The 14,274-nt window shown below is 59.8% G+C and carries 10 protein-coding genes; 4 read left to right on the forward strand and 6 right to left on the reverse strand.

Annotated elements, in window-relative coordinates:
* Positions 1 to 59: 59 nt before the first annotated feature.
* From QFZ69_RS22855 to panD, 3 genes are all read left to right on the forward strand, one after another.
* Positions 60 to 1,289, forward strand: a complete 1,230-nt coding sequence (locus tag QFZ69_RS22855; protein WP_307000666.1) for an acetyl-CoA C-acetyltransferase — start codon at positions 60 to 62, stop codon at positions 1,287 to 1,289.
* 190 nt (positions 1,290 to 1,479) lie between these two features.
* Positions 1,480 to 2,538 carry an MBL fold metallo-hydrolase gene (locus QFZ69_RS22860; protein WP_307000668.1) on the forward strand — a complete coding sequence of 353 codons (1,059 nt, stop codon included), beginning with the start codon at positions 1,480 to 1,482 and terminating at the stop codon, positions 2,536 to 2,538.
* Between the two features lie 137 nt (positions 2,539 to 2,675).
* A complete protein-coding gene (gene panD / locus QFZ69_RS22865; RefSeq protein WP_307000671.1) occupies positions 2,676 to 3,101 on the forward strand; it encodes an aspartate 1-decarboxylase in 426 nt (141 codons plus the stop codon).
* A gap of 702 nt (positions 3,102 to 3,803) precedes the next feature.
* On the opposite strand, the gene QFZ69_RS22870 is transcribed toward panD, so the two are convergent.
* The 6 genes from QFZ69_RS22870 to QFZ69_RS22895 all read right to left on the reverse strand — a co-directional run bounded on the left by QFZ69_RS22870 (position 3,804) and on the right by QFZ69_RS22895 (position 10,599).
* Positions 3,804 to 4,691 carry a cyclase family protein gene (locus tag QFZ69_RS22870; protein ID WP_307000674.1) on the reverse strand — a complete coding sequence of 296 codons (888 nt, stop codon included), beginning with the start codon at positions 4,689 to 4,691 and terminating at the stop codon, positions 3,804 to 3,806.
* Between the two features lie 32 nt (positions 4,692 to 4,723).
* Positions 4,724 to 6,412: a class I adenylate-forming enzyme family protein gene (locus QFZ69_RS22875; RefSeq protein ID WP_307000678.1), complete on the reverse strand. Its 1,689-nt coding sequence runs from the start codon at positions 6,410 to 6,412 to the stop codon at positions 4,724 to 4,726.
* Between the two features lie 617 nt (positions 6,413 to 7,029).
* Positions 7,030 to 7,530, reverse strand: coding sequence for a Zn-ribbon domain-containing OB-fold protein (locus QFZ69_RS22880; RefSeq protein WP_307000680.1), 501 nt, complete (start codon positions 7,528 to 7,530; stop codon positions 7,030 to 7,032).
* Between the two features lie 2 nt (positions 7,531 to 7,532).
* Positions 7,533 to 8,723, reverse strand: a complete 1,191-nt coding sequence (locus QFZ69_RS22885; RefSeq protein WP_307000682.1) for a thiolase family protein — start codon at positions 8,721 to 8,723, stop codon at positions 7,533 to 7,535.
* Positions 8,720 to 9,658, reverse strand: coding sequence for a hypothetical protein (locus tag QFZ69_RS22890; RefSeq protein ID WP_307000684.1), 939 nt, complete (start codon positions 9,656 to 9,658; stop codon positions 8,720 to 8,722). The genes QFZ69_RS22885 and QFZ69_RS22890 overlap by 4 nt, the downstream gene beginning before the upstream one ends.
* Before the next feature lie 149 nt (positions 9,659 to 9,807).
* Positions 9,808 to 10,599, reverse strand: a complete 792-nt coding sequence (locus QFZ69_RS22895; protein ID WP_307000686.1) for an IclR family transcriptional regulator — start codon at positions 10,597 to 10,599, stop codon at positions 9,808 to 9,810.
* A 2,487-nt stretch (positions 10,600 to 13,086) separates the two neighbouring features.
* On the opposite strand from QFZ69_RS22895, the gene QFZ69_RS22900 reads away from it, so the two are divergent.
* Entirely contained in the window at positions 13,087 to 14,268 is a 1,182-nt protein-coding gene (locus QFZ69_RS22900; protein WP_307000687.1) for a substrate-binding domain-containing protein, read from the forward strand.
* The last annotated feature ends 6 nt before the right edge of the window (positions 14,269 to 14,274 follow it).

A 14,274-nucleotide genomic window follows, 5' to 3' on the forward strand; every position in this document is an offset into this window, starting at 1 on the left:
CACAAATTTCCACCGGATCAACGCCCGTCCCGGCATTTCATTGAATAGGAACAAAACCAATGAGCGTAAACCAAAGGACCGCCCCCACTGCCGCAGAGCGGACAGTTGTAGTCGGGGGCGCTCGAACTCCATTCGGTATGCTCCTGGGTGCGCTCTCCGGGTTTTCCGCTGCAGAGCTGGGTGGGTTTGCCATCCAAGCCGCCTTGGAGCGGTGTAACGTACCGGCCGATGCAGTGGACCACGTCATCATGGGCCAGGTGCTCACCGCCGGTGCCGGACAGATCCCGGCCCGGCAAGCGGCCACTTTCGGCGGACTGAGCATGAACGTACCTGCCACGAACATAAATAAGGTCTGCCTCTCCGGAATCGCCGCTATCGCCGACGCCGACCGGATGATTCGCGCCGGGGCTGCAGACATCGTAATTGCCGGTGGGATGGAGTCCATGTCACAGGCCCCACACCTGCTACCGTCATCGCGGGTCGGCAACCGTTACGGTGACTTCGCTGCCGTCGACTCCATGAAGCACGACGGTCTCTGGGATTCATACACGGACCAGTCGATGGGAGCTTTGACCGACGAGGCCAACGCCCGGCTCGGGGGATACACTCGCCAGCAGCAGGACGAATATGCCCTCATGAGCCATCAAAGGGCGGTTCGTGCACGAAGGGACGGCATTTTTGACAGGGAGATCGCTGCTGTGAAGGTGCCCCAGAGGCGCGGTGAACCTGAGACTGTCAGCGAAGACGAAGCGATCCGTGACGACATCAACTTGGAGTCACTGGCGAAACTTCGGCCTGCTTTTGGTCCGGATGGGACAATCACTGCGGGATCTGCTTCGCCCATATCGGACGGTGCAGCGGTCGTAATATTGATGAGCCGGCGAAAGGCCGAAGAACTCGGCCTTTTCTGGATAGCGGAGATCGGCGCCTCTTCCTCCGTGGCCGGCCCCGACTCGGCACTCCAGCACCAGCCGGCCCGTGCCATAGAGGAGGCCGCGGCACGTGAGGGATTGACTCCTGCAGACTTTGACTTCATCGAAATCAATGAAGCCTTTGCCGCCGTTGCACTAGCCAGCACAAGGGCCTTGAACGTAAGCAGTGACAAGGTCAACAGCAGCGGTGGCGCGCTGGCGCTCGGACATCCGATTGGAGCTTCCGGCGCTCGAGTTGTCCTGCACATAGCTTTGCAGCTGGGACTTCGCGGATCAGGTGTAGGTGTGGCAGCGTTGTGCGGCGGCGGCGGCCAAGGCGATGCAATGATCCTCCACGCCCCGAGCGGCCTCCGGTAGGCACCTTCTTGAGACATGCCTGATATGCGTCCACCGTCGGGGCGCTTTCCTTGAGGAATCCTGTTTCCCGGGAGAAGGACGGACGTATTCGTGTCTGCCAGCCCGGCCACGCCGTGTTTGTCCAAGTCGTCATTGGGCATGAATTTGCAGTACCAGGAGGTCTGCTAGCGCACCCATCCGGAAAGGTTCCATGAACGCTCCCTCGATCATCGTCACCGGCCATCAACAGAAAGTTGCTTGGCGGGACAAGATTCTGCCCCCCGTTGAACGCATCCGCGCCAGCGTCTGGTCCATCCCGATTCCGTTCCCGAACAATCCGCTGCGGTACACGCTGAGTTATGCGCTTATCGGAAATGATGATGTCGTCGTTATAGATCCAGGTTGGGACAGTGATGATGGCTGGAGGCACCTCCAGGGTGGCCTGCGAACGGCTGGAATCGCGGTCACTGACGTCACAGGAATTGTGGCCACTCACTACCATTCCGATCACCTCGGCATGGCCGCACGACTGCGGGATGCTTCCGGCGCATGGGTTGCCATGGGAGAACATGAAGTGCGCACCGTCGTGGCCCCTGGTAACGCTCCTTCGCAAGTCGCAGACGATCGCGCCCGGTTTGCCCTGTGGGGTGTCCCGCCAGATCAAATCGACGAAATCGCGTTCAATGAGGAACGCCTATCAGTACTGTCGAAACTCGCCGAACCAGACGTTCGTCTCGTCGATGGCGGCCTGGTGCCCGCGGCCGGACGGCCGCTCCGTGTCGTGACCACCCCTGGTCATTCACCCGGGCATATCTGTCTTGTAGATGAAGCCCGCGGCCTCATATTTAGCGGGGATCATGTGCTGCCCCGCATCTCCCCGCACATATCCTTCGACGTCCCAGGGCCGACCAATCCGTTGGCTGACTACTACGAGTCGCTGAATCTGATCGGGTTTGAGGACGAGATGGAAGTATGCCCGGCACACGAATACAGATTTATTGGTATGCGTACGCGAGTGAACGAACTCCTGCGGCATAATGCTCATCGCTCCGACGAAGTAGTCCAAGTCCTCGCGGCGCACGATCCAGACAGCATCTGGAAAACCGCCCAGCGCCTGACATGGTCCCGGGGTTGGGACTCTCTGCGTAGTATCTCTCTCCGTCTGGCTATCTCTGAAACGGCAAGTCATCTGGTCTACCTGCGATCGCAAGGTCACGACATCAGGATGCCCCTAGACGAATCCGTACCCACCGCGGAAGTCGCTCAATAAATCGAGGTCAGGTCCAGGCGCCGATGTCCCCGCCCCGTCTACCTGTTCTAGGGGTGTGTCCTCTGCGCCACCGAAATCATCCAGCCACGCCACCTACCTCTACGAACCCTTTAGGGAATGTAATCTCCATGCACCCAATGACTCGCATAATGTTTAAGTCCAAAATCCACCGGGCTACCGTGACACATGCGGACCTGCACTACGTCGGTTCTGTCACCGTCGACCTGGACCTGTTGGAGGCGGCCGACATCCTGCCGGGCGAGCTCGTGGCGATCGTCGATGTCACAAACGGCGCGCGCCTGGAGACTTACACCATCGCTGGTGAGCGAGGCTCCGGTGTGATCGGTATCAACGGCCCTGCCGCGCATCTAGTCCATGTAAACGACACAGTCATTCTCATCACCTACGCGAACATGACCACAGAAGAGGCCAAAGCTTACTGCCCCCAGATTGTCCATGTGGACCAACACAACAAGCTTCTTCAACTCGGCAACGACCCCGCCGAAAGCATCATCCCCGGGCTGAGCCGCCCGCCCTATGCACTGAATAACTCGGTGAAGTAGTCATGACCATCAGGAACGACCTTAAAGAAGGTACTTCCGCGAAACTTCCGGCACCATGCGGAAACGGTCCTTTGCGGACCGGTATTCAGAGTACGGATATGGCACGGAGGCCCGAAGGCACTGTCTAGCTTCACGACATGATTGACACGCGAGTCGGGACATGGGGTCAGCCAGAAATGGGTCCACGAACTGCTCAAGGGCTACCTCGCTGACGGAATGGCAGGGGTCGAACCCCACTCTCGGCGTCCGCTCACCGACCTCGGACACGCCCGGAATCCGTTGTCGGCGGGATCCTGGCCCTGCGCAAAGTCCTGGCGCACGGCGGGCTGGATGCCGGGCCGTCCACGATCGCCTGGACCTTCAACCCGAATGCCTCCCGGTCCTCGACCTCGAACATCCGGTCGGATCCTGCACGCCGGAGGCCACATCGATCCGGAACCTAAGAAACGACATAGCGCCTCCCTGCACCGCTTCGAGGCGCACCCGCCCAACGAGACTTGGCGGTCGGACTTCATGCCCTGGGTCGGGCCGACGGGCCGGACCCTGAGACCCTGAACTTCCTCCATGACCACTCCCGCTACTTGCTCGTCTGCACCGCGTTCAAACCCCGCTTCCGAGGCTACTCAGAGCCGTTCGGTCACCGCCGCCACAATCCCGCTCTAACGGTCTCAATACGCGCTGCCGGGCCATCGGGTCCACGTCTCAGAGGACCGCCAACGGCGTTACCGGACTGCCGGTCGATCCCTGGAGTGGAATCGGGGACAACACAAAAAGGAAAGTCGGGGCTCCCGCCATGGCGAGTTCGTGCAGGTCGAGGTTTTCGATGAGCGGGATTCCTTCCCCATGGAGGAGCCTCAGGTGAACGGGGAAGTTCTTGCCATCGGGATCCGGCTGGACCTCGACAGCGTAGTTGTCAGCTCCGACCAAGGCGACGTCATGGTCGGCCAACCAACGGGCGCCATCGTCCGATAGCCCCGGTTCAAGATCAAAATACGAGGCGTTGCCTCCCTGGCTTTGCCACCAGCCGGTATGCAAGAGGACGGCGTCCCCGGGCAACGGGGTGACGTTGGAGCGGCTGCAGGCCTCAATTAATTCAGCCGATCCTATGGGCGTCGACGGTTCCAGCGGTCCGCCGAACGCGTCCACAAGGTCTACGAGAATTCCTCGGGTGAGTACCGGTCTTAGCTTGTCGGCCCCGAGTTTCTGAGCACCGGTGGTCGAGCGGAGCTGGGTTGAGGGATGCCCGTTGTACAGTTTGTCGCCAGTCCAGACGTGTGCCAAAGCGTCCACATGGGTACCGCTGTGAGTGGACATCTGTACGGTGTCCTCCGCAAATCGGAATCCTCCCGGCGAGCGGGCTCCCAGTGCATAGTCGCCAGCGTCCCGATCCATAAAGCGGGAACCCCTGTTCCGGTGCGGCGGCGCGCCGGCTTTGGGCCCTACCGGTTGGGCAAGGGAAACGATCCGACCTTGTCTCACAAGATCGACGGCCTCAAGCACTTTCTTCGCGTCTACCAGATTTAGTGCGCCTTGTTCGTCGTCGGCTCCCCAGCGTCCCCAGTTTCTTCTTGCTACGTCTTTCATGGCCATACACCTGACTCCAAGTCCACCAACTATTTCGATTACACGTTCATTAGGGAGTCCACGACCTTGGCCGCAGGCTCCCGCAGATCCTTCCGCATCATTTTTCCCGTCGGGGTCCGTGAAATCTCATCGATCACCTGAACGGTCCATGGAACCTTGAACCCCGCCAGGGACTTCTTGCAGTATTCCCTCAGTTCATCACCGGAAGTATTTAACCCAGGAGTCAGGACGACAAAGGCTACCGCTACTTCCCCGCGGGCAGGATGCGGTGCTCCCACCACGGCGACTTCGGCCACCGCCGGATGAGTGGCTATGAAGCCTTCCACTTCGGATGGAGATACATTGATTCCGGATGTCTTGATCATGTCCGTGTGGCGGCCAATGAATTGGATCGTGCCGTCGAGCCGGATCAGTCCGGTGTCGCCGGTCCGGTACCAGCCGTCCTCCGTCAGGGCTGCCCGAGTCGCTTCCGGGTTACCAAGGTAGCCGTCCGTCACGCGTCCGCGCACTTGCACCTCCCCCGGGATGCCAAGCGCCAAGCTGTTGCCCTTTTGGAGGTCAACAACCCTTATCTCGACTCCCTGCAGTGGAGGGCCTTGGCTGATGATACGGTCCGCGCGCGGCAGGGTGTGCGGCGTGACACAACAATTTCCATACACTTCGGTGGATCCATAAATATTGCACAGTTCCGGGATGTTGAGTTCCACCATGGCCCGCTCCACCTCTTCGGGACGGCCTATTATGAGGCCTGTCCGAAGGGAAGATATTTCACGGACCCTTGATCCAGCCTCATCAACCAGGGCAAGGGCGATGCTGGGTAGGAGATATGCTGCTGTGCATTGTTCAGCGGCCAGCACCTTTGCTGCCTCATGCGGTGAAAAGCGCTCTTGCAGTACGAGGCAGGCGCCGTGCGTCATGGTGGCCATCGCAGCGTTCGCCCCGCCGAAGCTCCAAAAAAGAGGAGAACTCAGCCAGACGCGGTCCTCCGACGACAGCCCCATGCGCGTCCCGATGGCAAACGCGTTTTCGATCATGTGCCGGTGCTTGAGCGGTACAGCTTTGGGATGCTCCGTTGTTCCCGACGTGTAAAGAACCAGTGCCGGCGCTGATCCCACGGCTACACACGGAGGCGGTGTGGCACCTTCTGCCTGCTGCATCAGCTCGTTGAAGCGGAGTGCCCCCGAGGGGAACGTGCTGCCTTTCAATTCATCGCCTATGACGATGACGTGCTTCAGAGAAGGAAAATTTGCGCAGGAGAGCTGGCCCGGTTCTGTTGACCATAATTCGGGAACTAGCTCACGCAGCTCGCCCAACATGTCGCTGGAACGTACTGCCCCCACCATGATGAGCACCTCTGTTCCCGATGCCTCCAGCAGGTGCTGCAGGTCCCAGGAGCGCACCCATGTATTGAAAGTATCTAGCCGCACGCCGAGCCGGAGTGTTCCGTATGCCGAGATGACCCATTCTGCAATGTTTGGCGCCAGCAGCGCGACATGCGAATCGCTGCGCACGCCCAGTCCGCTTAGCACAGCTGCGAAGGTCGCGGACTTGTCCGCTAGCTGCCGGTAGGAATATCGGCTGTCTCCGGCCACGAGGGCAGGCGCGTCCGGGTTCTCTGCCGCTTGGAAGTCCAGAAGTTCGGGCAGCGTCGCACAATCCGGAGGCATCTGTCCTGGAGACCAAGGTACCGGCCCGACTGAGTAGCGGTCATTGGTCAGAGTGCTCAAGGAATTACCTACCCTTCTTCCAACGGGGTTCGTATTTCAAGGGCAACGTGCGCCCAGGGCCCTCGTTGAACTTGAGTGTCTTTGCAACGAGGGGAAGTTTTCCGGCTTCGAGCAGCAACGGGTTCTGCCAAGCCCTCACGCTTCGCGTGGTCGAACCCAGCATTTGAAGTTCCTAGAGGTCGACGAGTCAGGATCAAATTGCAGCGATTCCGAGCATCGCGGCGTGGGGGTCCTGATGCTCGCTTCGACGCAGGAGGACAGTAAGGCAGCCACAATAAGATCAACGGTGGTGGCTGTCGGACGGCGTTCAGAGGGTCGGCGTGGACAAACTCCTCGCACCCTCCGAACGCCGTCCGACTCGACTACACCGGCGGTCTCATGTCCGTTGACGTCGCCGCAACCGGCGTCCACCTATCCCTGTCTGGTCAAGGCTTCGCACCTGCGTACTTCAGAGGCCTTCACTCCGACCAGAAATTCTCCGGCCGACGGTTCCGGTACTGCAGATCGACGCGGTGCAAAAGCACCCGCCCCCCAAAAATCGTCAAGGTGCATGACCAGCATGTCCCGGGGATATTGAGTTCTCGACCCGGCTTTACCGTTCCGGCCCTCGTTCGGAGCTAGTTGATGCTTGAGCTGGAAGGCTCGAACCAGTAGTCCGCTGCCGTGCCGGTGGGCTCCTCGGCAAATCGGACGTCCATCTTGGTACCGATAGCCAGGGAACGCGCGGCGACATCCTTGTCCGCAAGGTCCAGCCCGCGAACGTAGCCGACCAGCGCCGTGTCCGCTCCTTCAAGAAGCACGTAGGCCAGGGCATACGGGGGCTTCGGGAGCCCCTTGAAGGGTTCGTAAACGACGGTGAACATTTCAATCGTGCCTGTCGTGCCCACCTCTACCCACTCCCCTGTGGCAGTGTGGGTCCGGTCGTCGTAGGACCGAGCCGGCACCAGGACGCGCCCGTCAGTGGCCCGCCTGCCCAAAATCTTTCCTTCGGTGAGTCCGTGGAGGAACCGGGAAGTTGTTTCCCCCAATGCATGCCGGTAGGAAAGGTCCCACGTCTGCTCGTAAAACAGAGGACCTTGTTCCTGTGATGACTGGTTCTTTACAGCCTGGCTGGTCATTGCTAGATCCCTTCCAAATCGGTGCTGAGCACCATGGTTGAATAAAACTGGTGGTCTCCACCGATGGCACTGGCCACCGCAATGCGGGCACCGGGTACCTGATGAGCCCCGGCCCGGCCGCGGACCTGGTTTGCCGCCTCGCCGACGCGGATCGTCCCGGTCACGGCGATTGGATTGGTGCACTGTGTGCCCCCTGACGGGTTCACGATTGGGCCGTCTGAGCCCAAGGTGAATTGGCCGGCGGCAAGAGCTTCCGGGGACTTGCCCTTCTCCGCCAGGCCAGCCGCCTCAATGACGTGCAGCTCCACACTGGAAAACGGCGCATAGACCTCGGCGACGTCGATCTGTCCAAGCGGGTTGGTGATGCCCGCCTGCTTATAGGCCGTAGTGAAGGCCGATGCCAACGCGTCAGCGTCCGCGTGGTCGCCCAGGGTCTTGGGCCCAACGCGGTCACCCATCCAGAACGTCTCACTGTTCTGACCGATGCCGCGGATCCACGCGACCTCGAGCCCATTGGCTTTGGCGTAGCGCTCGGAAACCAAGACAACTCCCGCCGCGCCGGTCGAGGCTGGGCAGGCGTCGCCGAGCTTGATCGGCCAGGCCAGTGTTCGGCTGGCCAGGACCTCGGCCACTGTGATGGGAGTCCGCAGGTGTGCATGCGGGTTTAGAGCGGCGTGCGTCCGGTTCTTAACTGTCACGCGGGCCATGTCCACTTCGTCGCTGTCATACATGTGCATGTACCGCTGGGCAGACAGCGCCAACATCGTGATGGTGTTCAACGGAACGGTCCGCTCGTAACCGATGTCCCACATCTTGTTGAGGACTGATTGCGCCGATCCGGATTCGGAGACCCTGTCCGCGCCGGCCACCAGCACTACGTCGAACATGCCCGAGGCAATATGTGTCCAAGCCGCCAAAACAGCGCTCATGCCGGTGGCACCGCCGTTGTTTACACGCATGAACGGCTTGCCGGTGGCACCAAGGGCGTCGATGACCCAGCGTTCCCCGTTGTTCACGCCGATCAGCGCGTCCGGGGCCAGTGGGTAGACGACCGCGTCCACGTCTTCAATGCCGATACCGGCATCAGCCAGCGTCAGGTCGGCGCCTTCCTTAACGAGTTCCGGAAACGTGACGTCCGTCCGGGTCGTGACAAATTTCGACTGGCCGAAGCCAGCGATTCCGACGTTCATCATGCCGTTGCTCCTTTGGAGTTGCTGAAAACCATCACGGACGCGCCCTGTCCCGCATATCCGTTGAAGCCAACGCCCGCAACGATGCGGCCGCCATGTGCGCCGTCGCCGTTGTCCGCAGACTTTCCCACGGCGCGGATGGCCGCCAACATACGCCCGAGCCCGGCAACGTGCGGTGATGTCAGCTGTTCCTGAAGGGAGCCGGAGGCATTGATTTCTGCGTTTTCACGGACCGACAACGTACGCCTGACCGCCTGGACCGTGTATTCGCTGTCGCCGCCAATCTCGACCGCGTCCCATCGCTCTGGCGCTGCGTCCGGGCTGCGTCGCGCGATTTGTTCAGTGGCAAAGCGCAGTGCGCTTAGATCGCCCAGATCCCGGGTGCCGATTTCGTAGCTGACAGTGGACCACCCTGTGTCGACGATCCATGCGAGCTCCTCACCGGCCGTAAACTCACCGTCCACTGCCAACACGGCTGCATGCACGGAGTCTCCCCTGCCAGGCAGATCCTCTTTTTCCAGGGGCCATGCAGTGGTTGCATTGGAGATGTGTACGTCAGCGGGGGAAACCCAGGTGGAAGCCTGCAGGGCGGCTGCAATGGTGTTGTTCATACCAACTTGCCGGAGAAGGTAGGGTTCCGCAGCCATGAGCTCGGCGCGGTTCGGATCCACGGACTCGCTAGGCTTCGCCCACCCGACGACCAGAACGTTCTTGCCCTGACCCGCCTTCAGCCGGAGGTATCCGTAAATCAAGGCGTGGTCGCCGGAGGAGGCGATCATGGTGGTGTCGCGATCCACACCGCCGGCAGGCCCTGTGGAGGGCATGATGGAGATAACTCGCCCATCGATCTCGTCGTTGCCGCTGAGGACAATACCGTCCAGATCATGGGCTTCGAGTCCGGCCGATTGCAGAGCCCTTGTCGTGGTGTCGAAGATCATTTCTTCGAGACTGCGAGTCGTCTCCTGCTCTATGACCGTGCTGCATGCTGAAACGACAGCAATAGCGGGGCCGGGAGACGCCTCTGGGTGGGCTGGTTTTGACACAATAGGCCCTTTCTTTCAGTGGATGTATTGGACGAGGGCATCACTTAGGATGGGTGGCCCGGCTGGTTTGAATATTGGCGTTTCAGCGGGGTAGCCGCCGTCCCACCGGTGAGGGGTTGTTCGATCGTCGCGGCAGATTTTCTTAATTCTGAACACACTTCATTCAGGCGGGGGCCTGCCAGGGAGCCCTTGAGCGCCGAGACGTGGGCAGCAGCTACGATCCTTCCGCCGGGGCTGCAGATAGGAACAGCGATGCCGGTGATTCCGACTACGGCTTCTTCCCTTGAGATGCTGATTCCGCGTTTCCTGATGGCCGCCAGGTCCTTGGTGATCTCTTGCGTGTCGGTCCTGGTCCGTGAGGTATGGGCCGCCCGCGGGGCGGCGAGCAAAGCCTGGAGGATCTCCCTGTCGTAGGCTGCGAACAACTTGCCAACGGCGGTTGCATGACGGTACAGGGGCATCCCGAGCGGAATGTCGATGTTGATCCCCTGGCGTCCGCGGAACCTGGCAGCATAAACGACCTGGGTTCCGGTCGGGACTGCAAGGTAGATGTCGAATCCGATGCGCTCGACAAGTTTTTTCAATTCGGGTCCAGCGACATTGACAATGCTGAATTGCGCCTGAACCTTCATGGCCAGTCGGGCAGTTCCCGGGCCTATGACGTACCCGGATTCGGTAAGCGAGGCCATGCCAGCCTTAACCATGGCTTTCAGCAGGTCATGGGTGCTGCTCACGGGAAGAGAAAGGGAGGTGCTGACTCCAGTGACAGTTTGAGGGCCGTCTACTGCCAGGTGCTCCAGTACATTCAAGATCCGCTTCAGACGGTCACCTTTCATCGTTCCTCCTTTCGGATCTCGCCGCTCCTCACCAACTTGCTAATCGATCAATAAGTACGCTAGCCACGGTCGGGATCTTCTGTCAAGGGAGAACCCGTCAGGTACTGGCCGGCTCCCTAGATGAACCGGGTCGCCACCGTTGGCTCTGGGAGCGGAAAGATTACTCACCCACGGATGGCACATCCGATGCGGCTCATGCGTTGGGTGAAAAAGCTCTAGGGTTCTGCGGAGCGGGGGATAGCACTGGGCCTCGCGGGCCGCCGGGTTTTCGCATCCTGACAGTGGAAGGCAACGTTCTAGTCGGTGGACGTCGAGGCGGGCCAAAGCCACCAGGACCCCAGACCCTTGCAGAAGTGCGAGCTGTTTCGGGGCTCGGAGAGCGCCGCCGAAGCGGCCGGGACGCCGTCCGGCCGCGAGCAGCAGCTGGCGGCCATCGTCCGTGCGCTCATGCTGAAACCGCGCGTCACCCTGCTGGAAAAGTCTTCAGAGTCTCGCGATCACCCAAGAAACAAGACATGGCCATGTTCCACGACGTAGCCTCACTCCGCGGTTGACAGCTCAAGCGAGGCGTTCTTTTCCACCAGGAGCATGGTGGTGCCAGACCTTCCGATTTCGCGGATGGTTTCGAAAACTGTTCTGTGACCAGCGGAGCAAGGCCCAAGGGCAGCAGCACGCGCGATGCCTACCCCGGCGTTGCGGACACCGGTTAGCACAGGGGTCAGCTTCGTCCGCAAAAGTGCTCCCTCACCTCCGGATTCGTATTTTCGAAAATCCCTTGTTCTCTTCCCTGAATAGCGTATTGACTACAGATATCGGAAAAAAATACGAAAGTCCGAAATACGCGGTTTGATGTGCGATCTGCGAGTGCGCCCATGGGAGATGTGGACGCTATCTTGTTCGCCAGCCACCAAGCGCTTGCTCCGGCGACGCATTGCATGCCCGTTCTTACAAATGAGCGCTGGGCGGCTGGAAATCCAACAGAACCAATTCTGGGGTGAACCTGTCAACTGTCAGCCCTAAAATTGATGGCACTTCTTGCCCGCACCTGCGAGTCGTGATCTGCCGCTATTCGAAATGCGACCACGAAATTTCCATTCGTAGTTGCAGATTCCGTTCCTAGTTTTCGAAAGGGCGTAAATGGGTTTCTACAGGGTCGAAGATTGGTGTCGGCTGGTCTCGAGAGACGTTGAGATACGCAGAAATGGACGATTTATAAGAGATGGACGTGTGGAGATAGCAACGGCCGACTCGAGAATGCTTTGGTTATCGCCCGAGGGAGTGGAAAGCCGAGTGCTGATAGACAAGTTTGAGGGCTACGAAATTTGGCTCAAGTCGAAAACACCGAATGCGCCATAATCGCCCAAGCGACCCCAGCGCCTCTATCTGCCACGCTCAAAGGAAAGAGCTGCGCTGCTTGGTCTGTGCAACCCTGCCGCCAGAAGGGGAGCCAGGTGACGGATGACATTGTTATTGAGCGCCAAAGAGCAATAGCGACCATCGTACTGAATAGGCCAAAGGGCCATAGTTCGATCCCCCCGTGGGATGTATGCCTGACTTCCGGACATCTTGGCCAACCTAAATGAGGATCCGTGGGTGGGTGAAGGTCGTCGTCGTACAGGGAGACGGAGAAAATTTCCTTTGCCTCAGGTGCCGACGTCGGCGAGTTCGGGCGTGAGCGCGATGGCCGCACGCAATTACAGCCAGTGGATTGGTCGAGGCCGAGGATGCCCTAGAGGCACTGAGAAAAGCCGACTATTGCAATGGTCAATGGTTCCTGCATAGGCGTAGGGGCCGGACTGGGCCTTGCCTGGGACATGCGATTCGCTGACACGAAGCGCGTTCCGCCACTAGGCCGGGAAAGCTGGGGCTGGTATACAGCCTGCTATCGACCGGACGGTGGTTGATCTGGCCGGACCTCCGCGTGGTTACTCATGTCCGGTCTCAACTTTCTGCGGAGCGGGCCCTCGCCCTGGATTGCTTGATGAGGTAGTGGAACCTCAGGATCTCTCGCGGTATGCCTATCAGTTTGCTGCGACGGTCTGCACGCGTGCCAGTACAGCGTCCGCGCAAGCATGGACCTGGTGAATCGAATTGGTCTCGTCCAGGCAAAGGAGGACGAGGCGACAAGCGAGTTGCGAGATGCCCCGTTCGATACCGAGGGCTATGCAGACACGTTCGAGCCTTCCTCGGCAAGCGGACCCCCAATTGTGAAGGGCCCTGCCGGTACAAAGATGCTCGTTTGAGCGAAAGTCTTGACAGTGGTGTGGCTCACGATTACGTTACTTATTGATCGTTTAGCAAGCAGCGGATCGCGCAACGCGACCACAGACGGGGAACGGAAGCCAGACAATCGCGCACACTTCTGCGTCGTTCTATTCGGAATGAGCAAAGAACTCCAGCAACAGCGTCTTCGCCTTTGAAGACGAGCACGGTCCGGGCACCGCCCAGCGCAGGAAGCCTGCCCCTCAACAGAAGGACAAGTCAAAGATGATTAGTCGCAAAACCCGCATCCTGGGTGCCCTTGGCACGTCGGCACTGCTCGTCGCGGTCACTGCTTGCGCGTCAGGCACCAGCACAACGGTCAATGACGGAGGTACACCCATAGTGGTGGGTGTACCGACGTCGTTGACCGGCCCACTCGGTACCTACGGGAAGATGATTCAGGAAGGTCTCAAGGCAGGCCTTTTCTGCAGCACGAACGGAACCAACATCGTCGACGGACATCCGGTTTCGTTCGACGTTCAGGACGATGGCGGAGATGCCACCAAGGCCCTCACCTCCGCGACCGGCATGGTTGGCAGGGGCGAGAACATAATCGTCGGTACGTCATCGTCCGGTATATCCCTGCAGATTGGGAAATTCGCCGAAGAGCAGAACGTGCTGTTCATTTCAGGCGCGGCGGGTACGGACGAAATGACGGGCTTGAATGAGAACGCTTTCCGCTCGTCGCGGCAGGCCTACCAAGAAACGGCCGCCCTCGCCAGCGTCCTCCCAAATGCCACCGGTAACGTAGTCATTCTCGCCCAAGACTATGCATTCGGGCAGACCTACGTAAAGACCGCGACTAAGATCCTTGACAAGGCGACCGTCACTCCGGTGCTTGTTCCGCTCAACGCTAATGAATTCACCGCGTATGCCCGCAGAGTCGTGGAAGCGAAGCCGGACCTGCTGATCGTCGTGTATTACGGCGATACCTCTGCGGCGATGTGGCAAGCCCTCGTCCAGCAAAAAGTGCTCACCTCTACAAAGGTGGCAACGCTCCTCGTCGAGAAGAAGAATTGGCCGGTCTACGGGGAGGCGGCAAAAGACATTACCTTCGTGAGCCATTACTTCCCGGGGGCTTCTGACAGCGAGCTGAACAAATGCCTCACAGAACAGGCACCTGGGGCTGACCTCTCGACTCACGACGGCTTCGTGACAGCCCAGATGGTCGTCCACGCCATTAAGACAGCAGGACCGGACGACGTGTCGGGCATGATTAGGGCGCTGGAGGGTTGGTCCTTCGAGGCCCCGAAGGGGAAGATGGCAATCCGCGCCTCAGATCATGCCATGGGTCAAGACCTGTTCCTTGCCTCCCTGGACAACGCTTCAGGAACCCAGTCGGCCTCGGTCAAAGACACCATTCCGGGTGACAAGATCGCACCGCCCGAGAACGAAATTAGGAAATGAACGGGC

The organism is Arthrobacter sp. V1I7, assembly GCF_030817015.1.
Lineage (GTDB): Bacteria > Actinomycetota > Actinomycetes > Actinomycetales > Micrococcaceae > Arthrobacter.

Bases quoted from the DNA above. Each gene is read 5' to 3' on its own strand.
- QFZ69_RS22855 (WP_307000666.1), top strand. From the start codon at position 60: ATGAGCGTAAACCAAAGGACCGCCCCCACTGCCGCAGAGCGGACAGTT.
- QFZ69_RS22860 (WP_307000668.1), top strand. From the start codon at position 1,480: ATGAACGCTCCCTCGATCATCGTCACCGGCCATCAACAGAAAGTTGCT.
- panD (WP_307000671.1), top strand. From the start codon at position 2,676: ATGACTCGCATAATGTTTAAGTCCAAAATCCACCGGGCTACCGTGACA.
- QFZ69_RS22870 (WP_307000674.1), bottom strand. From the start codon at position 4,691: ATGGCCATGAAAGACGTAGCAAGAAGAAACTGGGGACGCTGGGGAGCC.
- QFZ69_RS22880 (WP_307000680.1), bottom strand. From the start codon at position 7,530: ATGACCAGCCAGGCTGTAAAGAACCAGTCATCACAGGAACAAGGTCCT.
- QFZ69_RS22885 (WP_307000682.1), bottom strand. From the start codon at position 8,723: ATGATGAACGTCGGAATCGCTGGCTTCGGCCAGTCGAAATTTGTCACG.
- QFZ69_RS22890 (WP_307000684.1), bottom strand. From the start codon at position 9,658: ATGATCTTCGACACCACGACAAGGGCTCTGCAATCGGCCGGACTCGAA.
- QFZ69_RS22895 (WP_307000686.1), bottom strand. From the start codon at position 10,599: ATGAAAGGTGACCGTCTGAAGCGGATCTTGAATGTACTGGAGCACCTG.
- QFZ69_RS22900 (WP_307000687.1), top strand. From the start codon at position 13,087: ATGATTAGTCGCAAAACCCGCATCCTGGGTGCCCTTGGCACGTCGGCA.